At 42.1% G+C, this 19,800-nt stretch carries 22 protein-coding genes and 1 pseudogene; 12 read left to right on the forward strand and 11 right to left on the reverse strand.

Annotated elements, in window-relative coordinates; all coding sequences use genetic code 11:
* Positions 1-156 precede the first annotated feature (156 nt).
* The 4 genes and pseudogenes from ACQKFO_RS11285 to ACQKFO_RS11300 all read right to left on the reverse strand — a co-directional run bounded on the left by ACQKFO_RS11285 (position 157) and on the right by ACQKFO_RS11300 (position 3,292).
* Complete coding sequence (locus ACQKFO_RS11285; protein WP_427598731.1) at positions 157-1,758, reverse strand: sigma 54-interacting transcriptional regulator; 1,602 nt, start codon at positions 1,756-1,758, stop codon at positions 157-159.
* Positions 1,759-1,855: 97 nt separating this feature from the next.
* Positions 1,856-2,026 carry a hypothetical protein gene (locus ACQKFO_RS11290; RefSeq protein WP_427598918.1) on the reverse strand — a complete coding sequence of 57 codons (171 nt, stop codon included), beginning with the start codon at positions 2,024-2,026 and terminating at the stop codon, positions 1,856-1,858.
* Between the two features lie 82 nt (positions 2,027-2,108).
* Positions 2,109-2,313 (reverse strand): annotated as a pseudogene (locus ACQKFO_RS11295) (DUF3951 domain-containing protein); the annotation flags it as partial.
* A gap of 1 nt (position 2,314) precedes the next feature.
* Entirely contained in the window at positions 2,315-3,292 is a 978-nt protein-coding gene (locus ACQKFO_RS11300) for a DUF4003 family protein (RefSeq protein ID WP_427598732.1), read from the reverse strand.
* Positions 3,293-3,430: 138 nt separating this feature from the next.
* Between ACQKFO_RS11300 and ACQKFO_RS11305 the strand changes: the two genes are divergently transcribed.
* Together ACQKFO_RS11305 and ACQKFO_RS11310 are read left to right on the forward strand one after the other, a co-directional pair.
* On the forward strand, positions 3,431-3,640 hold the full coding sequence (locus ACQKFO_RS11305) for a helix-turn-helix transcriptional regulator (RefSeq protein ID WP_148994414.1): 210 nt from the start codon (positions 3,431-3,433) through the stop codon (positions 3,638-3,640).
* Positions 3,640-4,008, forward strand: coding sequence for a permease (locus ACQKFO_RS11310; RefSeq protein WP_262371798.1), 369 nt, complete (start codon positions 3,640-3,642; stop codon positions 4,006-4,008). The genes ACQKFO_RS11305 and ACQKFO_RS11310 overlap by 1 nt, the downstream gene beginning before the upstream one ends.
* 42 nt (positions 4,009-4,050) lie before the next feature.
* Here ACQKFO_RS11310 and ACQKFO_RS11315 read toward each other — a convergent pair whose 3' ends face one another.
* The 3 genes from ACQKFO_RS11315 to ACQKFO_RS11325 all read right to left on the reverse strand — a co-directional run bounded on the left by ACQKFO_RS11315 (position 4,051) and on the right by ACQKFO_RS11325 (position 6,422).
* Positions 4,051-5,529, reverse strand: a complete 1,479-nt coding sequence (locus ACQKFO_RS11315; protein WP_427598733.1) for a flavin monoamine oxidase family protein — start codon at positions 5,527-5,529, stop codon at positions 4,051-4,053.
* A gap of 149 nt (positions 5,530-5,678) precedes the next feature.
* Positions 5,679-5,996 (reverse strand): ArsR/SmtB family transcription factor, encoded by a 318-nt coding sequence (locus tag ACQKFO_RS11320; RefSeq protein WP_427598734.1) that lies wholly within the window; start codon positions 5,994-5,996, stop codon positions 5,679-5,681.
* A complete protein-coding gene (locus ACQKFO_RS11325; protein WP_427598736.1) occupies positions 5,997-6,422 on the reverse strand; it encodes an SRPBCC family protein in 426 nt (141 codons plus the stop codon).
* Between the two features lie 310 nt (positions 6,423-6,732).
* Here ACQKFO_RS11325 and ACQKFO_RS11330 point away from each other — a divergent pair, with 310 nt between their 5' ends.
* The 6 genes from ACQKFO_RS11330 to ACQKFO_RS11355 all read left to right on the forward strand — a co-directional run bounded on the left by ACQKFO_RS11330 (position 6,733) and on the right by ACQKFO_RS11355 (position 12,322).
* Positions 6,733-7,584: an AraC family transcriptional regulator gene (locus tag ACQKFO_RS11330; RefSeq protein WP_427598909.1), complete on the forward strand. Its 852-nt coding sequence runs from the start codon at positions 6,733-6,735 to the stop codon at positions 7,582-7,584.
* Positions 7,585-7,747: 163 nt separating this feature from the next.
* Positions 7,748-8,524 carry an SRPBCC domain-containing protein gene (locus tag ACQKFO_RS11335; RefSeq protein WP_427598737.1) on the forward strand — a complete coding sequence of 259 codons (777 nt, stop codon included), beginning with the start codon at positions 7,748-7,750 and terminating at the stop codon, positions 8,522-8,524.
* A gap of 60 nt (positions 8,525-8,584) precedes the next feature.
* Positions 8,585-9,019 (forward strand): SRPBCC family protein, encoded by a 435-nt coding sequence (locus tag ACQKFO_RS11340; RefSeq protein ID WP_427598738.1) that lies wholly within the window; start codon positions 8,585-8,587, stop codon positions 9,017-9,019.
* A 167-nt stretch (positions 9,020-9,186) separates the two neighbouring features.
* Positions 9,187-10,053: a DMT family transporter gene (locus ACQKFO_RS11345; RefSeq protein ID WP_427598739.1), complete on the forward strand. Its 867-nt coding sequence runs from the start codon at positions 9,187-9,189 to the stop codon at positions 10,051-10,053.
* Positions 10,054-10,168: 115 nt separating this feature from the next.
* Positions 10,169-11,260, forward strand: coding sequence for a serine hydrolase (locus ACQKFO_RS11350; protein ID WP_427598740.1), 1,092 nt, complete (start codon positions 10,169-10,171; stop codon positions 11,258-11,260).
* A 39-nt stretch (positions 11,261-11,299) separates the two neighbouring features.
* Positions 11,300-12,322, forward strand: a complete 1,023-nt coding sequence (locus ACQKFO_RS11355) for a hypothetical protein (RefSeq protein ID WP_427598742.1) — start codon at positions 11,300-11,302, stop codon at positions 12,320-12,322.
* Positions 12,323-12,367: 45 nt separating this feature from the next.
* On the opposite strand, the gene ACQKFO_RS11360 is transcribed toward ACQKFO_RS11355, so the two are convergent.
* From ACQKFO_RS11360 to ACQKFO_RS11375, 4 genes are all read right to left on the reverse strand, one after another.
* On the reverse strand, positions 12,368-13,021 hold the full coding sequence (locus ACQKFO_RS11360; RefSeq protein WP_427598744.1) for an ABC transporter ATP-binding protein: 654 nt from the start codon (positions 13,019-13,021) through the stop codon (positions 12,368-12,370).
* Position 13,022: 1 nt separating this feature from the next.
* Positions 13,023-14,060 (reverse strand): ABC transporter permease, encoded by a 1,038-nt coding sequence (locus ACQKFO_RS11365; protein WP_427598745.1) that lies wholly within the window; start codon positions 14,058-14,060, stop codon positions 13,023-13,025.
* 72 nt (positions 14,061-14,132) lie between these two features.
* Complete coding sequence (locus ACQKFO_RS11370) at positions 14,133-15,503, reverse strand: sensor histidine kinase (protein ID WP_427598747.1); 1,371 nt, start codon at positions 15,501-15,503, stop codon at positions 14,133-14,135.
* A 1-nt stretch (position 15,504) separates the two neighbouring features.
* Complete coding sequence (locus ACQKFO_RS11375) at positions 15,505-16,173, reverse strand: response regulator transcription factor (protein WP_427598749.1); 669 nt, start codon at positions 16,171-16,173, stop codon at positions 15,505-15,507.
* A gap of 184 nt (positions 16,174-16,357) precedes the next feature.
* Here ACQKFO_RS11375 and ACQKFO_RS11380 point away from each other — a divergent pair, with 184 nt between their 5' ends.
* The 4 genes from ACQKFO_RS11380 to ACQKFO_RS11395 all read left to right on the forward strand — a co-directional run bounded on the left by ACQKFO_RS11380 (position 16,358) and on the right by ACQKFO_RS11395 (position 19,770).
* Positions 16,358-17,047 carry a sigma factor-like helix-turn-helix DNA-binding protein gene (locus ACQKFO_RS11380; RefSeq protein ID WP_427598750.1) on the forward strand — a complete coding sequence of 230 codons (690 nt, stop codon included), beginning with the start codon at positions 16,358-16,360 and terminating at the stop codon, positions 17,045-17,047.
* A gap of 3 nt (positions 17,048-17,050) precedes the next feature.
* Complete coding sequence (gene clpP / locus ACQKFO_RS11385; protein WP_427598751.1) at positions 17,051-17,650, forward strand: ATP-dependent Clp endopeptidase proteolytic subunit ClpP; 600 nt, start codon at positions 17,051-17,053, stop codon at positions 17,648-17,650.
* A gap of 269 nt (positions 17,651-17,919) precedes the next feature.
* On the forward strand, positions 17,920-18,978 hold the full coding sequence (locus tag ACQKFO_RS11390; RefSeq protein ID WP_427598752.1) for a C45 family autoproteolytic acyltransferase/hydolase: 1,059 nt from the start codon (positions 17,920-17,922) through the stop codon (positions 18,976-18,978).
* A gap of 222 nt (positions 18,979-19,200) precedes the next feature.
* A complete protein-coding gene (locus ACQKFO_RS11395; RefSeq protein ID WP_427598753.1) occupies positions 19,201-19,770 on the forward strand; it encodes a helix-turn-helix domain-containing protein in 570 nt (189 codons plus the stop codon).
* Positions 19,771-19,800 lie beyond the last annotated feature (30 nt).

Here is a 19,800-nt window from a genome sequence, read left to right on the forward strand (position 1 = left end):
TATCTCCTTTCGATTCTTCTATAAACAATAATGCAAGTTCTGTGCCAACTTTCTGAAAAGTATGAACAGAAGGAAGGAGGTTTGTGAGGCTGTCGAAAAATGGTCAAATCCGATTATAAAAATAATCAAAAAAGAGAGCTTTGATTCGAAAAGTAATCAAAGCTCCCATTTTTTCATTTTTTGGACAATCGTGGATTGGCTGACTTCGAGAATTTCGGCTGCTTTTCTCGTTGTTTTATATTTTCGTATTGCATTGGTGATTAATTGTTTCTCTACTCGATCCACTGCCTCTTTTAAAGGAAGAATTTCTCCTTCATAAAATGCGTCTGGTTTCTTGATGGATTCACTTAATTCAGGTGGGAGATCTTCACGTCCGATTGTTTCTAAAGGAGTGATAACGACTAAGCGCTCAATCAAATTTTTTAATTCTCGAATATTACCAGGCCAATCGTATTCATGTAAACAATCCAATGCCTCAATGCTCATCACTTTGCTTGATCCATATTCATCATTGAAGCTTTGTAAAAAGTGTTGAGAAAGCGGAATGATTTCTTCGCGACGCTGACGCAGGGAAGGAATTTGAACTGGAACGACGTTTAAACGGTAATATAAGTCTTCCCGAAATTCCCCTATTTCCACTAAGTTCTTAATGTTTTTATGAGAAGCGGCGATGATGCGAACATTAATTTGTTTGAGTTTTGAAGAACCAATGGGAATGAACGCTTGATCTTCAATGACCTTTAATAGTTTTACTTGAAGCTCCAAAGGAAGATCACCGATTTCATCAAGGAATAACGTGCCATTATCCGCAACTTCCAGCAGTCCCTTTTTCCCTTTAGATAAAGCACCGGTGAAAGCACCTGCTTCATAGCCGAATAATTCTGCCTCTATTAAACTTGGAGGGAAGGCTCCGCAGTTAAGCTCTAGAAAACTACCGGTCGAACGATTCGAATGCTCGTGTATGTATTTTGCGATCATTGTTTTCCCAACACCGGTCTCCCCCTGCAAGAGAACTTTTACATCGGTTTTGGCTACTCGATTAATGGTGGTGAAAACCTTTTTCATTCTTTCACTGGAATAGATGGATGACTTATCTGCTTCATTAGAAAACGTAGCATTCGAACTTTGGCGGAGGTTCTTTAGTTCTTGCAGCTCATCAATTTGCAGCTTTAATGTTAACAGTTCGGTGATATCACGAACACTGTTTACAACGTATAAAATTTCATCGTCATCATTGAAAATTGGTGTACCGGACACGATGATTTTCCTTCCATTGTGAATGGACTGCATCAATGTAATCGGTCTTTTTTCTTTCAAGACCTGGATGGAGGCAGACTTGGATATATATCCAGCCTTAATGAGCTCTTCCATATGATAGCCGATAAGTTGCTCGGATCTCAGGTCCGCGATTCTTTCATAGGATTTGTTTACCTTGACCGTAATACCATATCCATCTGTAATGAAGACCCCATCATAAAGGGAATTGATTATATCATTGAAGACAGGACTTTCAAGTAGCTCACTATATTGATTTTTCTTCAACCTTACCTTTGGAGGAGAATGATGGAACATTATTTTCTTGAGAATTTCACCAATTGATTCCCCTAGATGACCATCATGAAAAATCGTATTCAAATCATTAAGCGTAAGGATCCCGACAATCTCATCCTCATGATTCACAACCTCCAGAGCATCCACCCCAGATTCTGAAAATAATTCAATCGCACGATCCACCTCATCTGACACAAGCAGCTTCATACATAATCCCCTCCCAAATAACATGCTACTTCGTTAACTCTATTCTACACCAAAGTAATGAGGGACGGACCTTTGGAGGTCCGTCCCTCATTTTTTCTTATTTCATTTGTGAATCTTTTACTTTCTTGATGAAAAGGTTAAAATCGATTCCATCATAAATAAGTAAGAATAGTATTGCTCCTAAAAGAGCACAGATGGCGATTTCAGGACCAATGAAAGCGAAGATGCCCCCTAAGATAAACCCAAGTAAAATAAATAAAAACCTCAATGTATCCACTCCCGATTAAAATTGCTTTTAAATGGTAACATGAATTTAGGCTTATATGGAGGGGAACGAGAGGTTTCACTACTTTTTTCCCTTCACCTTGATCTTCATCTTCCGCAATCACTTCTTGCTCCTCATGAAATTCCACTTCCGTCTGCCCAGTCACTTGATCAAACGGTGTGTAAAAGGGAGACGCTTTTCTTTTTTACAAACACCTTATAAAAACCGATCAGCACCAATATGGTTACCGCTGTTGGGAAACCTACAACCAAAAGATTGATCGGATCCATATCATGAATCTCCACCCGCGGTTGTCACGGAAACAGTCGAAATGGTTGCAATCATCGTTGCTTGCTGAGCTTGTATGAGTGTCTCAATGGCTGTCGATAAACTCGCCTGCATTACAGTAGAATTCTCAATCTTATCACTGATCAAAAGGTTCACGGCCATCATCAAATTAAGATCTTTGTGCCATTTGAAGTGCTTTTCAGAGTTAAGTTCTTCCCAGACATCCTTTACTTGATTCACCAGGTTCAAGTCGGCATTTACAAAAGATAGTAGAGCGATTTGGGGATAGAACATCGCCTTCGTCTTGATGTCTGCTTGCTTCATGATATCAAACAAATAGTTGCAGCGGCTGACAAGCTCATCTTGAGACGCTTCATCGTGTAGGGAAAGAATGTGACTCATGCTTTGCAGATCATTCCCTTTCCTGAATCCGGAATCGTTCAATTTCGTATAGAAACCTTCAATCTTATAGATCAACTCACTCTGATCACCTTCTCTTTGAGCAAGCAGAGTGGCAAAGGGATAATCACTATGCCCGGTTAAAAAGAAATGTTGTGCTCTCATTTCTTTATAAACCTTCATTGCATGATTGGGCAGGTCTGTACTGTAATCATCATTCGAAAGCAGGGTCATGGCTGCTATATAGGTGAACGTTCCTCTTGAAAATCCAGCTTCTACTAAAGAATCATATAAGACAAGGAATTCATGGAATTTTGCTTCCGGCGTTTCACAGCGTGTATCAAGCATCGCCGCAAAAGTAAATCGGATTTCATGCTTTAACGTCGAAAATGCACCTACTTCATTTTTAATATAGTCACTGATCTCTACAAAACGGTCGAGGTCAAAAGCTCGTTCATTTGTTACGTACAATGAAGCGACCATCATTAAAGAACGGGAATCTGATACCTTCCAGCGCAATCGCTTCTTTAATTGTGAATAAATCTCCCTATATTCCTTCACTTTACTCATTACATCTTCCATCCAGTTCACATCCCTTATTTTGTTAGTTAGTAGGATATACGTTTGAATGGTAAAAAAGTTTCGTTAGAAAAATGTAAAGGGAACTTGACGTAAAGTTTCTTTTACATTATGATATGGAAATATAAGGAGGTATCCTTCTTGAAAAATAAACTAGTAGAATACCGGAAGACGTTTGGATACTCACAGGAAAGATTGGCGGCTAAGTTAGGGGTATCAAGGCAAACCATCATTTCAATTGAAAAAGGGAAGTATGACCCTTCTTTGACTCTGGCTTTTCAGCTGGCAAATGTATTTGAAACGTCAATTGAAAAGGTTTTTGTATATGAAGAGAAAGGGGATAAGAAATAGTGCTAACAAAAGGATATCTGATTTTAGGTTGGGTTCTTGCCTTACAGACTGCTTTCTTGTTCTTTGTCGGCATAACGGCAGAAGAATTTCCATATTTTGCTCTTACTCCCATGTCCTTGACTGTTTTGAGTTTTTGCATGCATTATCTATATCCACAGTTCAAGCAAAAGGATGAGCGGATGAAGGTGATCAGGGAGAAGGGGATCTTTTACTCGTATTTCGCCATCCTACTCTATCACCTTATTTTTATGACGGTTCTGCAATTCGACATGATCCAACTGACTGCAATAAATCTACTGAATATCATGACCAGCCTCATCATCATGACCGTATTCATCTCAATGGTCATTATGGCGAAGATCTACTAAACAGGGAGGGACGGACCTATGATTTGAAGGTCCGTCCCTCCTTCAGTCCGTTCTGTTATTGACCTCATAGGCCGCACGGATGGCGGATTCGATTGCCCCTTCCACCCAGCCGTGGAAAGGGGATGTGTGTTCACCTGCAAAGTGGATGCGGTGTTCAGGTAAGTACAGATGATCAGAAAAGTCCGAAGCCTGGTTGGGAGCGAATAGGGTAAAGCATCCGGCAGAAAATTGGTTTTCGCCCCAGCTGTAAGAGGCACCTTTAGAAAATTCTTTGTAAACCTGATCGCCATATATCTTATAAAGCCCCTGGAGTGCTTCACGAATCCGTTCATCCTCAGGCAAGCTATTCCACAGATTTGCATTTTGTCCCCAGCTGTAACTGCCGAGCATGACACCCGGGCCGGCGACTCCTATATTGTGACTGGGACGGTACGTATACCGGATGGGGAGGTCTGTTATGATATTTCCAATTTTAAAGGCTTCCCAAAACTTTGATTTGAATTCCAATCCGATCTTTACAGATGACACATAATTAAGTTCCCGTATCGCCTTCCATTTTTGAAAGGAGATCGATTCATGAGGGTGGACATCAATAAATTGAAAAACAGAATAAGGAACCGTAACGATCGTATAATCTCCCTGAAAACGATGATAACGGTTTGTGGTGCGGTCTCTCACTATGACTTCAACACCATCATCCTTCTGAATGATCCCATGGACTTTTTGGGAATAGAGGATATTCTGTTGGAGTTCTGGCAAAAAGGAGTAGGGAAGTTTATCATTCCCTCCATCAATTTCATAAAACTTTAATTTTTCATTGAAAACCGTACGGACAATGTCCAGGAGAATATCGACGAATGCCAGTTCCGGGAACCCTTCAATGCCCAAGAGGACCTTTACAATCCGGATGGCTTCCGGGGAAAGGGACGTTCCGATCGGATTGAATCGTAAGAAGACATCGAATGAATAATGATCAAACTTGATTCGCAGCCGTTCTTGTTCTTCAGGGCTTGCTTTTTCGTACAGGTCTAAAAAGGGCCTTACAGCTGACGATAATAATTCAATGGCGGTTTTCCCCTGTTCTTCAGGTGGTAAAGGGTAATTGAAAATATCAGGGTTAGTGTTGTAATTGGAATCTGTCGTCTGAATTCCATTCACGAGATAGAGATCGCTCTTATTAATAAACTCATTTGTCGGTAAGTTGAATTTACGAATATATTCGAATACTAAATCATGCGTTTCCGGGAATCGCATAGCACCGACATCGAGGTATTGACCTTCTGAAAAAGGCTGCCGCAAGGTGTATACCCTTCCACCTATGCGATCATTTCCTTCGAGGATCGTAACGGTATGACCTGCTTTTTTCAAAAGGGAGCCTGCCACCAGTCCGGCCATGCCTGCCCCGATAATAATCACATTCTTTGGTTCCTGCTTGTGAACCAAACCATTTTTCACGATGGATACCATATCATCTGGATAAGAAAGATCTCCGTAGTTGTGATTATCAGCTCTATTCCTCATTTCATTCTCCCCCTTAAGCCGAAGCTACACTACTTATATATATGATTCAGGAGAATGAGAATAGACGGTTTAGATGTAGTTCCTATTCTCTAACTTGTTAAAAAAATAAACAGGGACGGACCTTGAGAAAGGTCCGTCCCTGTTTATGATCAATCCTCGTCCTCGACAAGATATTTAAGCTTGGACAACTTGTTGGTCCAAAACTGCTCATAATACGCTAACCAGTCCTTTAGTTCTGCCAACGGCTCAGGCTGCAGGCGATAGATCTTCTCCCTGCCGACTTTTTTTCCATATACCAATTCGGCTTCAGAAAGAATGGTTAGATGCTTTGCAATGGCAGTCCGGCTCATTGGGAATTGGGAAGTCAGAGCCGAAATGGGCATTTCTTTTTCAGAAAGCAGTCGAAGCACTTCCCGGCGGGTCGGGTCTGCAATCGCTTGAAACACATCATGTTTAACAGCAGACATTTAACCTTCTACAACCTTTCTCAGCTTCTCATCCACAATACCAACCCAACCGTTGGACATTCTGTCACGGATGACAGAGCTTTTTTCATGAGCTTTTGAAACAACCGCATCATCATGCTTCCAGCCGCCATGGATAAGCGTAAATTCTGTTTGAGCTCCTACCTCTTTTAAAAGAAAAGAAACAACCCAGCCATCTGTATCCCATGAAAAAGACAACTTATGGGGAGGATCAACCTCCAATACCTTGCAAGGAGAAGGTCCAAAAGGGGATTGAATATGAAATTCATGTCCTACCTCAGGTTCAAAATCATTGGGCATGAACCAAGAGGAAATCCCATCTGACGTAGAAACTGCGTCCCATACCTTTTGGATGGGAGCATTGAATAGAACGGTTTGTTTAATATCTTCTAATTGATTTGATTTCATGAATATCTCCTCTTTCTTTAGGAATAAGTAACACCATTTGGTTTTGTTTTTTATGTTATAACACCATATGGTTTTATGTCAATGTGTTGAAATCAAAAAAGAAGGATATAGATCGATGTTTGTAGAAGTAGAGTCTCGGCATATAAAATTAGAGTAGTTTGTAGTATATGTTTTGCAGAAGAAATTTAATACGAAAACACGGTGGTCATATCATAATATAGCCACCGGTCACACAAAAGCACAGAATGACAGGATGACTCAAATTGAGATTGATACATTTAGATAGCGGGAAGGAGAAACGAAAGTGGAAATGTTGCACAGGATGAATGATTGCATTCAGTATATAGAGGACAACTTGGACGGGGAAGTCAGGATGGAAGAACTTGCCCGGTTGTCACTCAGTTCAAAGTTTCACTTTCAAAGGCTGTTTTCTCTTGTGACCGGGTATACAGTGGCTGATTATATCCGGAAGAGAAGGCTTACATTAGCCGCCCAGGAACTGATCAACCAGAATGCAAAGGTCATCGACGTTGCTTTCAAGTACGGATATGAAACACCGGAATCCTTCTCGAAAGCCTTTCGGAGGGCACATGGAGTTTCGCCGTCCCAAGTAAGGGAAGCCGGAACCTCTTTGAAGGCATTTCCGCGAATATCCTTCCAAATACAGCTTAAAGGAGAAGTCGAAATGGATTATAAAATTGTGGACAAAGAAGCATTTCAAGTGATTGGAAAAGGAAAAAGGGTTTCTACGTGTAATGGTGAGAATTTGAAAGACATTCCTGCATTTTGGGATGAAGTGAACACCACTGATTTAGACAAGTTGATTTGTGAAGCAGCAGGAAATAACGAGATGCTCGGCATTTGTATGGAGTTTGACCATCCTAATGAAGAGTTCACCTATTTTATCGGGGCGGAGAAAAAGAGTGAAGAGAAACGTTCATTGGAGGTAAAAGAGATCCCGGCTGCGACCTGGGCTGTCTTTGAATCTGTAGGTCCGATGCCACATGCGATCCAAGGTGTATGGAAGCGAATCTACTCTGAGTGGTTTCCTTCGACCGGGTATGAACATGGCGGAGGACCAGAGTTTGAATTGTACCCGCCAGGAAATCCGAATGACGAGAATTATCGCTGTGAGATTTGGATTCCGATAATGAAAAAATAAGGTTGGAAAGCCCCTTTGCAGATGACGCAAAGGGGCTTTTCGTATGAGCTGGATAGTATATTTTACACGTTCTTGACTCACCATGTTCATCATGTTACTATAAAGTCACATATTATATGTGACCAATCATTCACATGTAAATCACAATGAAAGGATCGTTAATATGAAGGACGAACTTTCCACATTATTTAAGGCGCTGGGGCACCAGATAAGAAGGGAAATCCTGGACCTGTTGAAGCAGTCGGCAAGAACAACAGGTGAACTGAACGAACATTTTCCCGAAGTGACAAGATACGCGATCATGAAGCATCTGACGATTTTGGAGGAAGGGAATTTGGTGGTGGTGAAGCGGGAAGGGAAGTACCGGCGAAATTACCTTAACGCGGTTCCACTTCAGGAAATACACAATCGGTGGGTAGGAAAGTATATGGAGTCTACCTCCAATTCGCTGTTAAAGTTACGGGCATTAGCAGAAAACAAAGGAGGAGAAAACGGAATGGAACAAAGTAAAGTATTTCGTATTGAGCAAGAAGTGATGATAGATGCACCAAGAGAACAGGTATTTAAAGCGTTAACCGAGCAAGCAGGAGATTGGTGGGAGTTTAAATTGGCTCCTGAGGGAGTAAGTTCACAATTCACATTCGATCCTATACCTGGTGGGCAATTTATTGAGAAATGGCGTGAAAATGAAGGGGCTCTGTGGGGAACGGTGTATTACGTAAACGCTCCGGAAGAAATCCGTCTTCACGGGCATCTTGGCATGCAAGGCGCAGTCAATAGTGCTTATACGTATAGGCTCGTTGAAAAAGGTGAATCCACTTTACTTCAATTATCCCATGCTGCTTCAGGAGTCATCGAAGACGATTGGGAAGAAAAACATTCTGAAGGATGGAAATATCTGCTTGGCACACTTCTGAAAAATTATGTTGAATCGAAATAATCACTAGGGATTAAATACACGGGCATCTTATGCTTTATGAAGTTAAAGGAGATAAAGAAAATGGTAGATGTTTTTACAGAAATCACGATTCGCTGTCCACGTCAAAAGGTATCAGAATATGCAGCTAACCCTGATAACGCACCAGAGTGGTACGTCAATATTGATTCAGCGGAATGGTTAACGAGTCAGCCATTGTCCATTCATTCCCAAATCACATTTAAAGCAAAATTTTTAGGCCGGGAACTATCCTATGTATATGAAATAAAAGAGTACTCACCAGGGGAAAAGCTTGTCATGAAAACAGCGAACGGCCCGTTCCCTATGGAAACGACCTATACGTGGGATGCGATTGATGACCAGCTGACAAGGATGACCCTTCAAAACAAAGGGAACCCCACTGGTTTCTCAAAATGGATGACTCCACTCATGTCCACCATGATGAAAAAAGCGAATAAGAAGGATTTAAAGAGAATCAAGGAGATATTGGAGAATTAAGAGAAGAAAAAAATCAATGATCGAACAATGACACTCTCTCCTATTTAGAGAAGAGTGTATTTTCTTTTGTATAGGAAGTTAAAAAACTCAAGCTGAATTCCTCCACCAATCACAGTGAATTTGTTACACTATCTAAGTTGCTAAATCGTTCAATCTTGGAGGAAGTCATGTCAAATCGTAATAAAGGAATACTCCTATTACTTCTATCAGCGTTTGGTTTCTCCCTTATGGCTGCGTTCGTGAAGCTGTCAGGAGATGTGCCGACGATTCAAAAAACATTTTTCAGGAACATCGTTTCTGCATTTATCGCATTCGGTTTTGTCCGATATCATAAGGAGAGGTTATTCGGAAAGAAAGAAAATCAGAAGCTGCTGTTGCTGCGTTCCAGTTTAGGTGCTGTCGGGATCGTCTTGTTCTTCTATGCGATTGATCATCTAGTGTTATCCGATGCCGATATGTTGAACAAGCTCAGTCCATTTTTGACCATCATCTTCTCGGCTATTTTCTTGAGGGAGAGGACCCGGGTGTTTCAGGTGGTGGCCATCATCATTGCGTTTATCGGAACGCTGTTCATCATCAAACCGGCTTTCTCCTTTGATGTCATTCCATATCTGGCAGGGGTGTTTTCCGCTATTTTTGCAGCAGGTGCCTATACAGTCCTGCGAGTACTAGGGAGCAGGGAGAAGTTTTATACCGTCGTCTTTTACTTCTCATTCTTTACGACGGTCGTGCTGCTTCCATTTGTCATCGGATTTTATGAACCGATGAGCCCTCAACAGTGGATCTATCTGTTATCCGCCGGCGTTTTCGCAACGGTTGGTCAGTTCGGAATCACGATGGCCTACAAGTTCGCACCAGCAAGAGAAATATCAATCTTTTTCTATTCAACGGTCGTGTATTCAGCCATGATCAGCATCTTCCTTTTCGGGCAGATTCCAGATGTATTAAGCATCATCGGATATGTCATCATCTTTGCTGCTTCGTTTTATATGTTTTTGAAAAATAATCAAGCAGCCAAAAGGCAGGAAGCATAATCGGCAAAGACCCATCCTACATATATGGATGGGTCTTTTTTATGGAGATAAAATGAAACATTTTCCATTTTTCGTTCGTACATACACTATCAAGGTTATGACAGGAGTGAATGGGATGAAGATTGCTTTCATTATAGTCGGTGTCTGTTTTGTCATTGGAATCGGTGTAATCGTTGCGGCGAGACACTATTTAACCAAAGAAGATCCAGAATATCTATTAAACTACTTAAAGAATCTCAGTAATAGCAGCTTAACCGTATCAAGGAACGGGCAAACCCTAACCGCTATCAGGGAAAATGAAATGTTCCCGTTAGCAAGTACGGTGAAAACCATCATTGCGATCGAGTACGCGAAACAGTGTGATGAAGGAAGGTTAGATCCATCCAAGAAGGTATCACTAGAGGAATTAGATCAGTACTATATTCCTGGTACCGACGGTGGGGCGCATGAAGCCTGGATTGAATACTCCAAAGGGGAAGGGGGGCTTCGAGACGGGTCATCAACTCTGGAAAACGTCGTGAAAGGCATGATTTTATTCAGCTCCAATGCTAATACCGAATATATGATGAACCTTCTGGGGATCGACAACATCAATGAATTGCGGGAAGAGATGAAAATGAAACAGCATGATCCTCTTTTCCCCATCAGTTCATCCATGCTGATTCCTACTTATATAAAAAAAAATTTTCCTGCTTATTCAGAGAAACAGATAGAAAACAAACTGAGAGACATGTCTAAAGAAGAATACATCGAGCTTTCCCATCTTATTTTCACTTCATTAAGAAAAGGCGAAAAGCACATATATATTGAAAGTATACACACCAACAAGTCCCTGCAGAAAATATGGTCAGACAGACTGACGAAAAGTACGACGGCTGAATATGCGGAAATCATGAGAAAGCTGAATTCAAAGACGTATTTTTCAAAAGGAGCACAGGAAAGGTTGGATGCGGTGATGGAAGGAATGATGGAGAATCCTAAGAACCAGGAATGGTTAATGCATGGAGGGCAAAAAGGCGGATCTACATTATTCGTTGCAACCAATGCTGCGTACGCAACCGATAGAGATGGAAACTCGACGGAGATCATCTTTTTTGCCAATGATCTTGAGGAAGTGGAACGTCAAAAGATCTTAAACAATTTAAACGGTTTTAATTTAAGAATATTGAGAGTTGAGGATTTCCGAAAAAAGCTGGAAGAGTTATAATGTAAGTATATGGAATTTATTGCGGGGAGGGGAGTTTTCATGGTACTGCGCGAAACGAAATTAGCAAAATGGGCAATCGCTTTAATAGGTGTCGTTCTCCTTAGTAATCTTTTATTATATCAACCCGTGGTTCAACGATTTCTTGCGATTGAATTGGAAAGTGGGGTAGTTATAGGGTCTCTGCTGGATTTGATGATTATTTTCCCGCTCCTGGCCTATGCAGCGTTTAAATTGTCAAAAAAGCAGGTCATTGGATTGATGGTATTCGGCCTTGTGTTAGCCAGATTCATCATTCCTGAAGAATTATTTGAACCGTTTACCATCCTTCTATATTCCGGGATAGGATTGGAAGTGTTATTCCTGGCTGCAGAGTTTGGACTTATCATCCTCGCTATTCGAAAATATCCCATGATTCGATCGGCCATGAGGTTATCCGGAGTAGGACCTATCTTTTCTTTCCTACCGGCAGTAGAGAAGAAAGTGGCAAGTCACATTCTGATTCGGATCCTTTCCTCAGAAGTGTTAATGGTATACTATGCCCTATTCAGCTGGCGCCGCAAACCGGTTGTCCATGATGGTGCTGTAACGATGCATCATAAGACCAGTGCCGTTGCCATGAACATCATGCTCATCCATGCCGTCGTGATCGAGACGATAGGTATCCACTGGTGGCTTCATTCCAAGTTCCCGATTCTGTCTTTCATTCTTTTGATTCTGAACGTTTATACCGTTCTATTGTTTATAGCAGAAATTCAGATTACCAGACTGCAACCACTGGAAGTGAAAAATGGTCATCTTTTTGTGACGCAAGGATTGATGCAACGAACAGAATTCTCTCTTAATCAAATTGAAAAAATTGAATGGGGTAGGGAACCGGGCAAAGAGGCCCTTGTTTTCATGCATAAAGACTTTGAAGAAATTTGTCCACAGGTGGTCCTGTTTCTGAAGGAACCAGTAGAAGCGACAATGTTTATGGGGAGAAAGCAGCTGGTATCAGAGGTTGCCCTGCGAGTGGATGAACCGGAGAAGTTAAAGGGATTATTGGAAGTAAGGAGTTTGTGATGAAAAAGTGCCTGACTTTTAATATAGCCAGGCACTCTGCATTGATCATGTCATCCGGTACACCCAATCACAGTGCCCGATCATCGTTTCATCATGTGTCACCATGATTGTGGCGATATTTCTTTCCTTCGTTTCCTTGGCGAGAAGTTCCACGACAGCTTTGCCGCGAGCTTGATCCAGGCTTGCAGTGGGTTCATCTGCAAGGATCAATCTGGGTTCATTCATGAGGGCACGGGCGATGGCAACCCGCTGCTGCTCCCCGCCTGACAGCTGTTCAGGATAATGGGACCTGCGTTCAGCCAATCCGAGATGAGACAATAAATCCCCTGCCCGTTTCCGAAGAACGTCCCCCTGTTTGTTCAGCTTTCCCACAAATACTAATTGCTCTTCCACGGTTAAAAAAGGAACCAGGTTTGATTGTTGAAAGATAAAGCCGATTTCTTTGAGCCGGAGAGATGTTTGTTCTTTCTCGTTGAGATTGTGGACGTTTCGCCCATTCATTTTCACTTCACCACTGGAGGGACTGGTTAAGGCTCCTATGATGGAGAGAAGTGTACTTTTTCCTGATCCGGAAGGTCCTAATATGGTACCGAACTCACCTGGATTCACCCTCATGGAAACATGGTCCAATACCGTCAGCTTCTCATTTCCCTGTTCATATGTTTTGCTCACATCATTTAACTCTAAAATGGCTGTCATCTTATTTCACACTCCCTATTGCTTGTAATGGATCCACAGTCACAATGCTTCTAAAGGATAAAAGGGAACCGATCCACGCCATCAGTAGAATTAAGGCACTGTCGAATAGAATCATGGTGACCGGTAGTTCAAAAGGTACGTCTGCCGGAATCACTAAAGTAAGTCCATAGGTAACGACATTCCCTGCAACGATGCCCGCGATAGTAAGGGTGGAAATTTGCGCGAATAGTGCACGGAGAAGAATGCCCGCTTTCGCCCCGATCGCTTTTAAAACGCCGTATTGGTGGAGCTTTTGCAAGGTCATTACATAGAAGAAAGTGGCTAGGACAATCGCTGATATGATGAGCAGAAAAATCACCATCATATTCAGTGATCCTTGCTCTGCGGAATAGCCAGGCACATTGGATAGAATGTCTTCTTTAGACGCGATATCCATTTCTGAAGGTGTATCTATCATTCCTTCATTCGTGAATAGAATGGCTTGGTATGTGAGTGTATCTCCGAAAAGATCCTCCCATGTTTCTAAAGAGGTAAAAATGGCCGGCGTGTGCCCGTAGCTGAATCGTTTTTCAGTAAATCCTTTGATCATCCATTTCTTGTCCTCGTAGGTGAATGAATCTCCAATCTCCAACCCTTCTTCCTTCAAGGCCGGATCAGCAACGACTTCATAGGGAGCAAGCTTCAGGATTTCTGCTGTCCTTGGCATAAAAGTACTATCTGGGTCAGCGGCAAATAGGCTTACATTCACGGTCTTACCTTCCTGATGTATCTCTACCATTTTCAGACCAAGAGGAGATCCTCCTTTTATAGAAGAAATATCCTGCTCTGTTAACTGTGATCGTTCAAGCTGATGCTTGTCACCCGCAGCAACAACATAGGTATCAGCAGGCATGTTCTTTATAGCCGAAGCGTTATCCACCGATAATCCATTGGCAAGTCCCGAGATTGATAGGACCAGACTTGTGATTAATGTGATAATGCCAATAATTAATAAAAACTTCATCTTCGCATAACGCATCTCTTTCCATGCTAGAAACAAAAAAATCACCTTCCCTTTCATTACTTCTCCTTTATGTTAAAAGAGAAGTATGAACGGAAGATGAACAACGGGTTAAGGAAGAGTCACCGTAAAGGTGGTTCCTTTATTGGTCTTACTCTCAACATGGATTTCACCATGGTGCAGGGTGATGATCTTTTTGACAATGGAAAGGCCAAGGCCGCTGCTATCCTTTTCATTACTCCGTGATGTATCCGCTTTGTAGAAGCGCTCAAAAATCTTTTCCTGGTGTTCAGGAGGAATTCCGATCCCTGTGTCTTGAATCATAAACCTGATTCCCCTGTGATGTTTGTGGAGGAACAGGTTGATTTCACCACCTGGGGGAGTGTATTTGATGCTATTTGCCAACAGGTTCTCAAATGCCTGATAGAGCAGCTCTTCGTGTCCGTTATAGGTTACATCATCGGCGTCCATGGACACAGCGAGGTCTTTTCTTTCCCACAACCATCGTGTTTGTTTTATGAGATCATGGAGCAATCGAGTCATGTTAATGGGTTCATGTTGAATCAAACCATTATCCTTATCAAGAGAAGCGAGGGTCAGCAGCTGCTTACTCAGCTTCGACAGCCGGGTGCTTTCTGATTCAATCACCTTTAAGTAGTGTTCCCGATCCTCTTCTGACAAGGAAGGGGAGAGAAGCAGATTAGCATAGCCCTTCATGGAGGATAGGGGCGTTTGAATTTCATGAGATACATTTGAAACAAACTCCTGTCGCATATTCTCCACCTGCATCAGTTGTCGGCTCATGGATGTAAAGGAACGGGCAAGGGTGCCGATTTCGTCCTTGCGGCTTTCATTCAATTGAATCGAATACTCACCACCGGCAATTTTCTTCGTGGCATTCGTCAATTCACGAATCGGTTTCACAAGATAGCGGGTACTGAAGAACACAATCAGCATGCTGAGTAGTATTGTAAAAAGAAGCAGGACAGACAAGAGAATATGAATTTCATTAAACTGTTGTTTCACATTGGGTCTCATGAACAGGGCATGGGGTTTTCCGTCGATTTCAATCGGGACACCAATGCTGTTGGTCAATTCGTTTGAGAAAAATCCAGTCACAAATGTGGTAGAGGGATAATTCGCAATTCCATGGTAAGTGGATCCGTTCAAAACGTTTTCTACAACTTCTGGAGAAAGGCTTCGATCACGAAAGTCCTCTCCGTAGAATGTTCCGGAAGCTTTGCCATCGGTTACATAAAATTGATAGCTGAGCTTCGCCGTTTTCTGAAAAAAAGCAGGAGCATCCATTGAAGCGGCATTATATAAATCAACGATGTCTTTTGCGATTTCAGTATTTTTTTCATCGTTGGCAGGCTTTAAAATGTGCTGGTAGTAAAGATTCGACCCGATGAAAGCAATGACACTGCTCGTCATCATGATTAGAAGGGTGACGACGACAATCCGGACATACAACGAGCGCATTTTAGGTCACCTCCAATTTATAGCCGACTCCACGAACAGTGGTGATCAAGAAATCATCGGAATGGCGGAACCGTTCACGGAGCCTCTTAATATGGACATCTATCGTTCGGTCATCCCCTTCAAAATCCATTCCCCATACTTGCTGAATGATCTCTTCCCGTGAAAAGGTTCTGTTTGGGAAGGTTGCTAAATAATATAATAATTCAAATTCCTTAAGAGGAAGAATGATTGTTTTTGACCCGTCCTTCACTTCATACGATCGTTTATCAAGGATCATATCATTGAGACGGATCTTCTGGGTAGTGGCACGGTGAAATCTCCTCAGGATCGCTTGTACACGAAAGAGCAGCTCTTCTTTTTCAAAGGGCTTTACCATATAATCATCGGTTCCGGCTGCATAGCCTTTTGCTTTATCCGTAAGAGTGTCCTTGGCGGTCAAAATAATGATCGGGATATCGTAGTTTTCCCTGATTTCCTTCGCCAATTGAAACCCATCCTTATTCGGCATCATCAAATCGACAATCGCCAAATCGATCGACTGTGCTTCAAGAGTGACAGAAGCAGCGTCCCCGTCTTCTGCTTCAGTAACCAGGTAGCCATTCTGCTCCAAATGAACACGTATAAGCTTACGTAAATGGGGATCGTCATCCACGACAAGTATTGAAATCATCACTAATCCTCTTTTCCATCACCTGTTTTTATGAATCAACTTTAGCACAACTCACGCTTCATAAACCAATTTATTACCCATTCAAGTACTGTTGGATATAATATAGATAAAAATATCTTTCGCCCATATCTTTTTCACCAATTCATCCGTTATAAGTATGAGAGGATTCAAAGGAGTGAGAACGATGTATACGAGATCTGGCTTAAAAGAGAATGTACGTCAGCCAAACGATGTAGTCATGGAAGAGCTTGTTCCCAAGCTCTATCGATACTGCTATTTTCTGACGAAGAGCAAATGGGACGGTGAAGACCTGGCTCAAGAGTCCATCTGTAAAGCACTGAGTCATTATCCTGCTGTTCAGAATTGGAGTTCATCTTTACTCAATAAAATCGCTTATCATCTGTGGGTGGATAAAGTCCGCAAACAGAGTAAGGAATCGATTGGAATAGTCCCGGAAGTGAATGCTCAAGACATTCCTAAAGAGGGAATCAGTCTTGAAATTATTGAGAAGCTTTCAAGAAAAATGACCCCCAAACAGTTAGTCACCTTTGTTTTGAAAGAAGCGTTTCAGTACAAGATTTCTGAAGTGGCAGATGTTCTGGGGATGACGGAAACCGCTGTGAAAGCCTTGCTGAATCGATCGAGGGAAAAGCTGAAAAAATTCTCCGATGATGGAGACGGGATCGGCGTTCAAACCTACTGGAGTAAAACTCTTCAGGAGGAGTTGAACGCGATTTTATACCGCAGCCTGATGGCACAGGATCCCGGTCTCCTTTTGGCATACATTCCAATCTTGCTTGCACATGCTCCTGCCCAAGGCCGATTTGTACGATCGTCCGGCTCTCCTTCAAGCGTCCTCTCATTAGCTGCATAACGAATGAAGGAGGAAGAATGGATGAATACCATACCTTATGTCATCGAACAGTCAAGCAAAGGGGAACGATCCTACGATATTTATTCACGATTGTTAAAAGACCGGATCATTATGGTGAGTGATGAAGTGAATGACCAGATGGCCAACAGCATTGTCGCTCAATTGTTATTCCTTGCTGCCGACGATCCGGAGAAAGACATTTCTTTATATATCAATAGCCCGGGTGGTTCCACTTCAGCAGGGTTCGCCATCTTTGATACGATGAACTATATTAGTCCCGATGTTCGGACGATCTGTACCGGAATGGCGGCTTCCTTTGGCGCAATGCTCCTGCTTGCGGGGACAAAAGGAAAACGTTTTGCCTTACCAAACAGTGAAATCATGATACATCAGCCATTAGGCGGTGCCCGGGGGCAGGCGACAGACCTGGAGATTTCAGCGAAACGGATCCTGAAACTAAGGCAGCACATTAACGAAATCATTTCTGAAAAAACGGGCCGTCCCCTTGAAAAAGTTGGACTTGATACCGATCGTGATTATTTCATGAGTGCGCATGAGGCGAAGGATTATGGGATTATTGATGAGATTATTGAGAAGAAGTGATGGAAGAGGGAGCGGTTATAGTGACCGTTCCTTTTTGTGTTTTTGGGAGGTGGGGCAGTGCCAGGCAAATGAGGCTATAGTACCTGGTACATTGAAGGGTGATTGTACCAGGTACAAACCAAACCTTAACCGATGTGCATTTCCAGCTTATTTAGGGTTATGGTATTTCACAAGTTGAAAGACGGATTTGCCAGGATTCCGATTCTTTATTTTTCCCTTCCTTTCAATTATCCTTAGAGAAGACAGTCTTATAAAAAAGAGGGACAATCATGAAAACAATACATAGCGATGTGATTCAATTCCGTGGATCTCATTACGATTTTGGTTATATGCAAGGATTAAGGATAAAGGATTCGATCACGGTGAGAAATCGCGAGAACCAATGGAAAGTAAGAAAGCCTCGTTTCTCAATAAACATAGAAGAAGCGAAGCGCGCGATACTGGGATTTGCTCCGGGTGTTTGGGATGAGCTTATCGGATTACAGGAAGCGCTAGGGTGGCCGCTGGAGAGAGTGCTGCAGGAGTTTGGCGGATACCGCGTTGAATATACGAAGTCGGGCTGCTCGATTATGACGGGTGAAAATTATTTGATCAGAAATTATGATTATCATCCGAAGACATATGAGGGAAGGTATACGTTTTTCCAGCCGACGGATGGCGGGTATAGTATCATCGGACCGAGTCAGCGGGTAACGGGACGGATGGACGGTATGAATGAGAAAGGGTTGGCGATTGGATATAACTTCATGCATCGGAAAAAACCAGGGGATGGCTTTATTTGCTGTATGATCGGGCGATTGATTCTGGAGTCATGTGGACATGTCCCGGAAGCCGTTGAGATGCTAAAAGAAATTCCTCACCGGCACTCGTTTAGTTATGTGGTGTATGACAGAAGTGGTGAAACATTTATTGTTGAAACGTCTCCTCGTGGTGTGGAGATTCGCCAGTCAAATGCGTGTACGAATCATTTTGAGGTAATGACTCATGAAAATCGAAATCATCTGGTCGATTCGAAACGTCGATTGAGTATCATTCAAGATAAGCAGGCTACGGATGCCCATGAAGCTTTCCGCTTAATGAATGACACGGATAAAGGCGTATTCTCTGATTTATACGGAAGCTGGGCAGGCACCATCCATACATCGGCTTATTTTCCTAACGAAATGAAAGCATGGTTTGCCCTGGGGGGAGATCGGGAACCGGTTGTGTTTGATTTTAGCAAGTGGCTTGAAGGGGAAGATGTTTCTCTTAATCAGATTAAGGGAGAAGTTGATACAGATATTCCGTTTGTTCATATGGATGAGGGAGCGGATTGGTTTAGTAAATAATAGGAGAACCTGGGGAGTATCCCTAAGGTTCTTTTTTTTGACAGAAAGAATGCTGAAGATATTCTTCCAGTTTACTAGAAAATATTTTCTGATTTTTCCTTAATTATGGGTCTTTTAGTCGGTTTTACGTTTTTTTGCAATAGTGACAAAATAGTCACATAGTTTTTGAAATTAGAATCAGTATAATAGAACTAGAAAGGTTGCTTTACAGGAGGGATGCGAGTGAGTCAGCAGAAAAGAAATTGGCTTGAAAGATTAAGAAAACTCAAAGGATATAGCCAAGAAGAGATTGCACATCTAGTTCACATCGACAGATCCTATTATTCAAAGATTGAAAATGGTGTGAGAGTACCAAGTAGGAAGCTGGCAGAGGACTTGGCCAATCTACTGAACTTTCATGTTTCCATCTTCGAATTGGAGGTAAGTCCATTTTATTTTGCCCTGCAAGATTCCCCCATGATTGTTGCCCATTTTGATCGAGAGCTCAGATATACTTGGATTTTTAATCCCCACCCGGATTTCGATCCTGTTTTCGTGATTGGCAGAAGCGATGTGGAGCTAGAAGATAATGATGGAACAAGAGAGCTAATGAGAATAAAACAAGAGGTCATCAAACAACGTAAATCGATTAGAAAGAAAATCTCCTTTCCCCTATCAGATAGTACTTATGAGTATGACGTTACCTGTCATCCATTATTTAATGAGAAAGGTGAATTGATTGGGGGAAGCTCTGCCTCCACTCAATTATTAAAGGAAGAGGTAACGAATTGTAGTCAAAAAATTCACTCCTGACCGGTAATTTTGATAGAAATGAGATAGGGG

The organism is Rossellomorea sp. NPDC071047 (assembly GCF_050270195.1).
Classification (GTDB): Bacteria; Bacillota; Bacilli; order Bacillales; family Bacillaceae_B; genus Rossellomorea.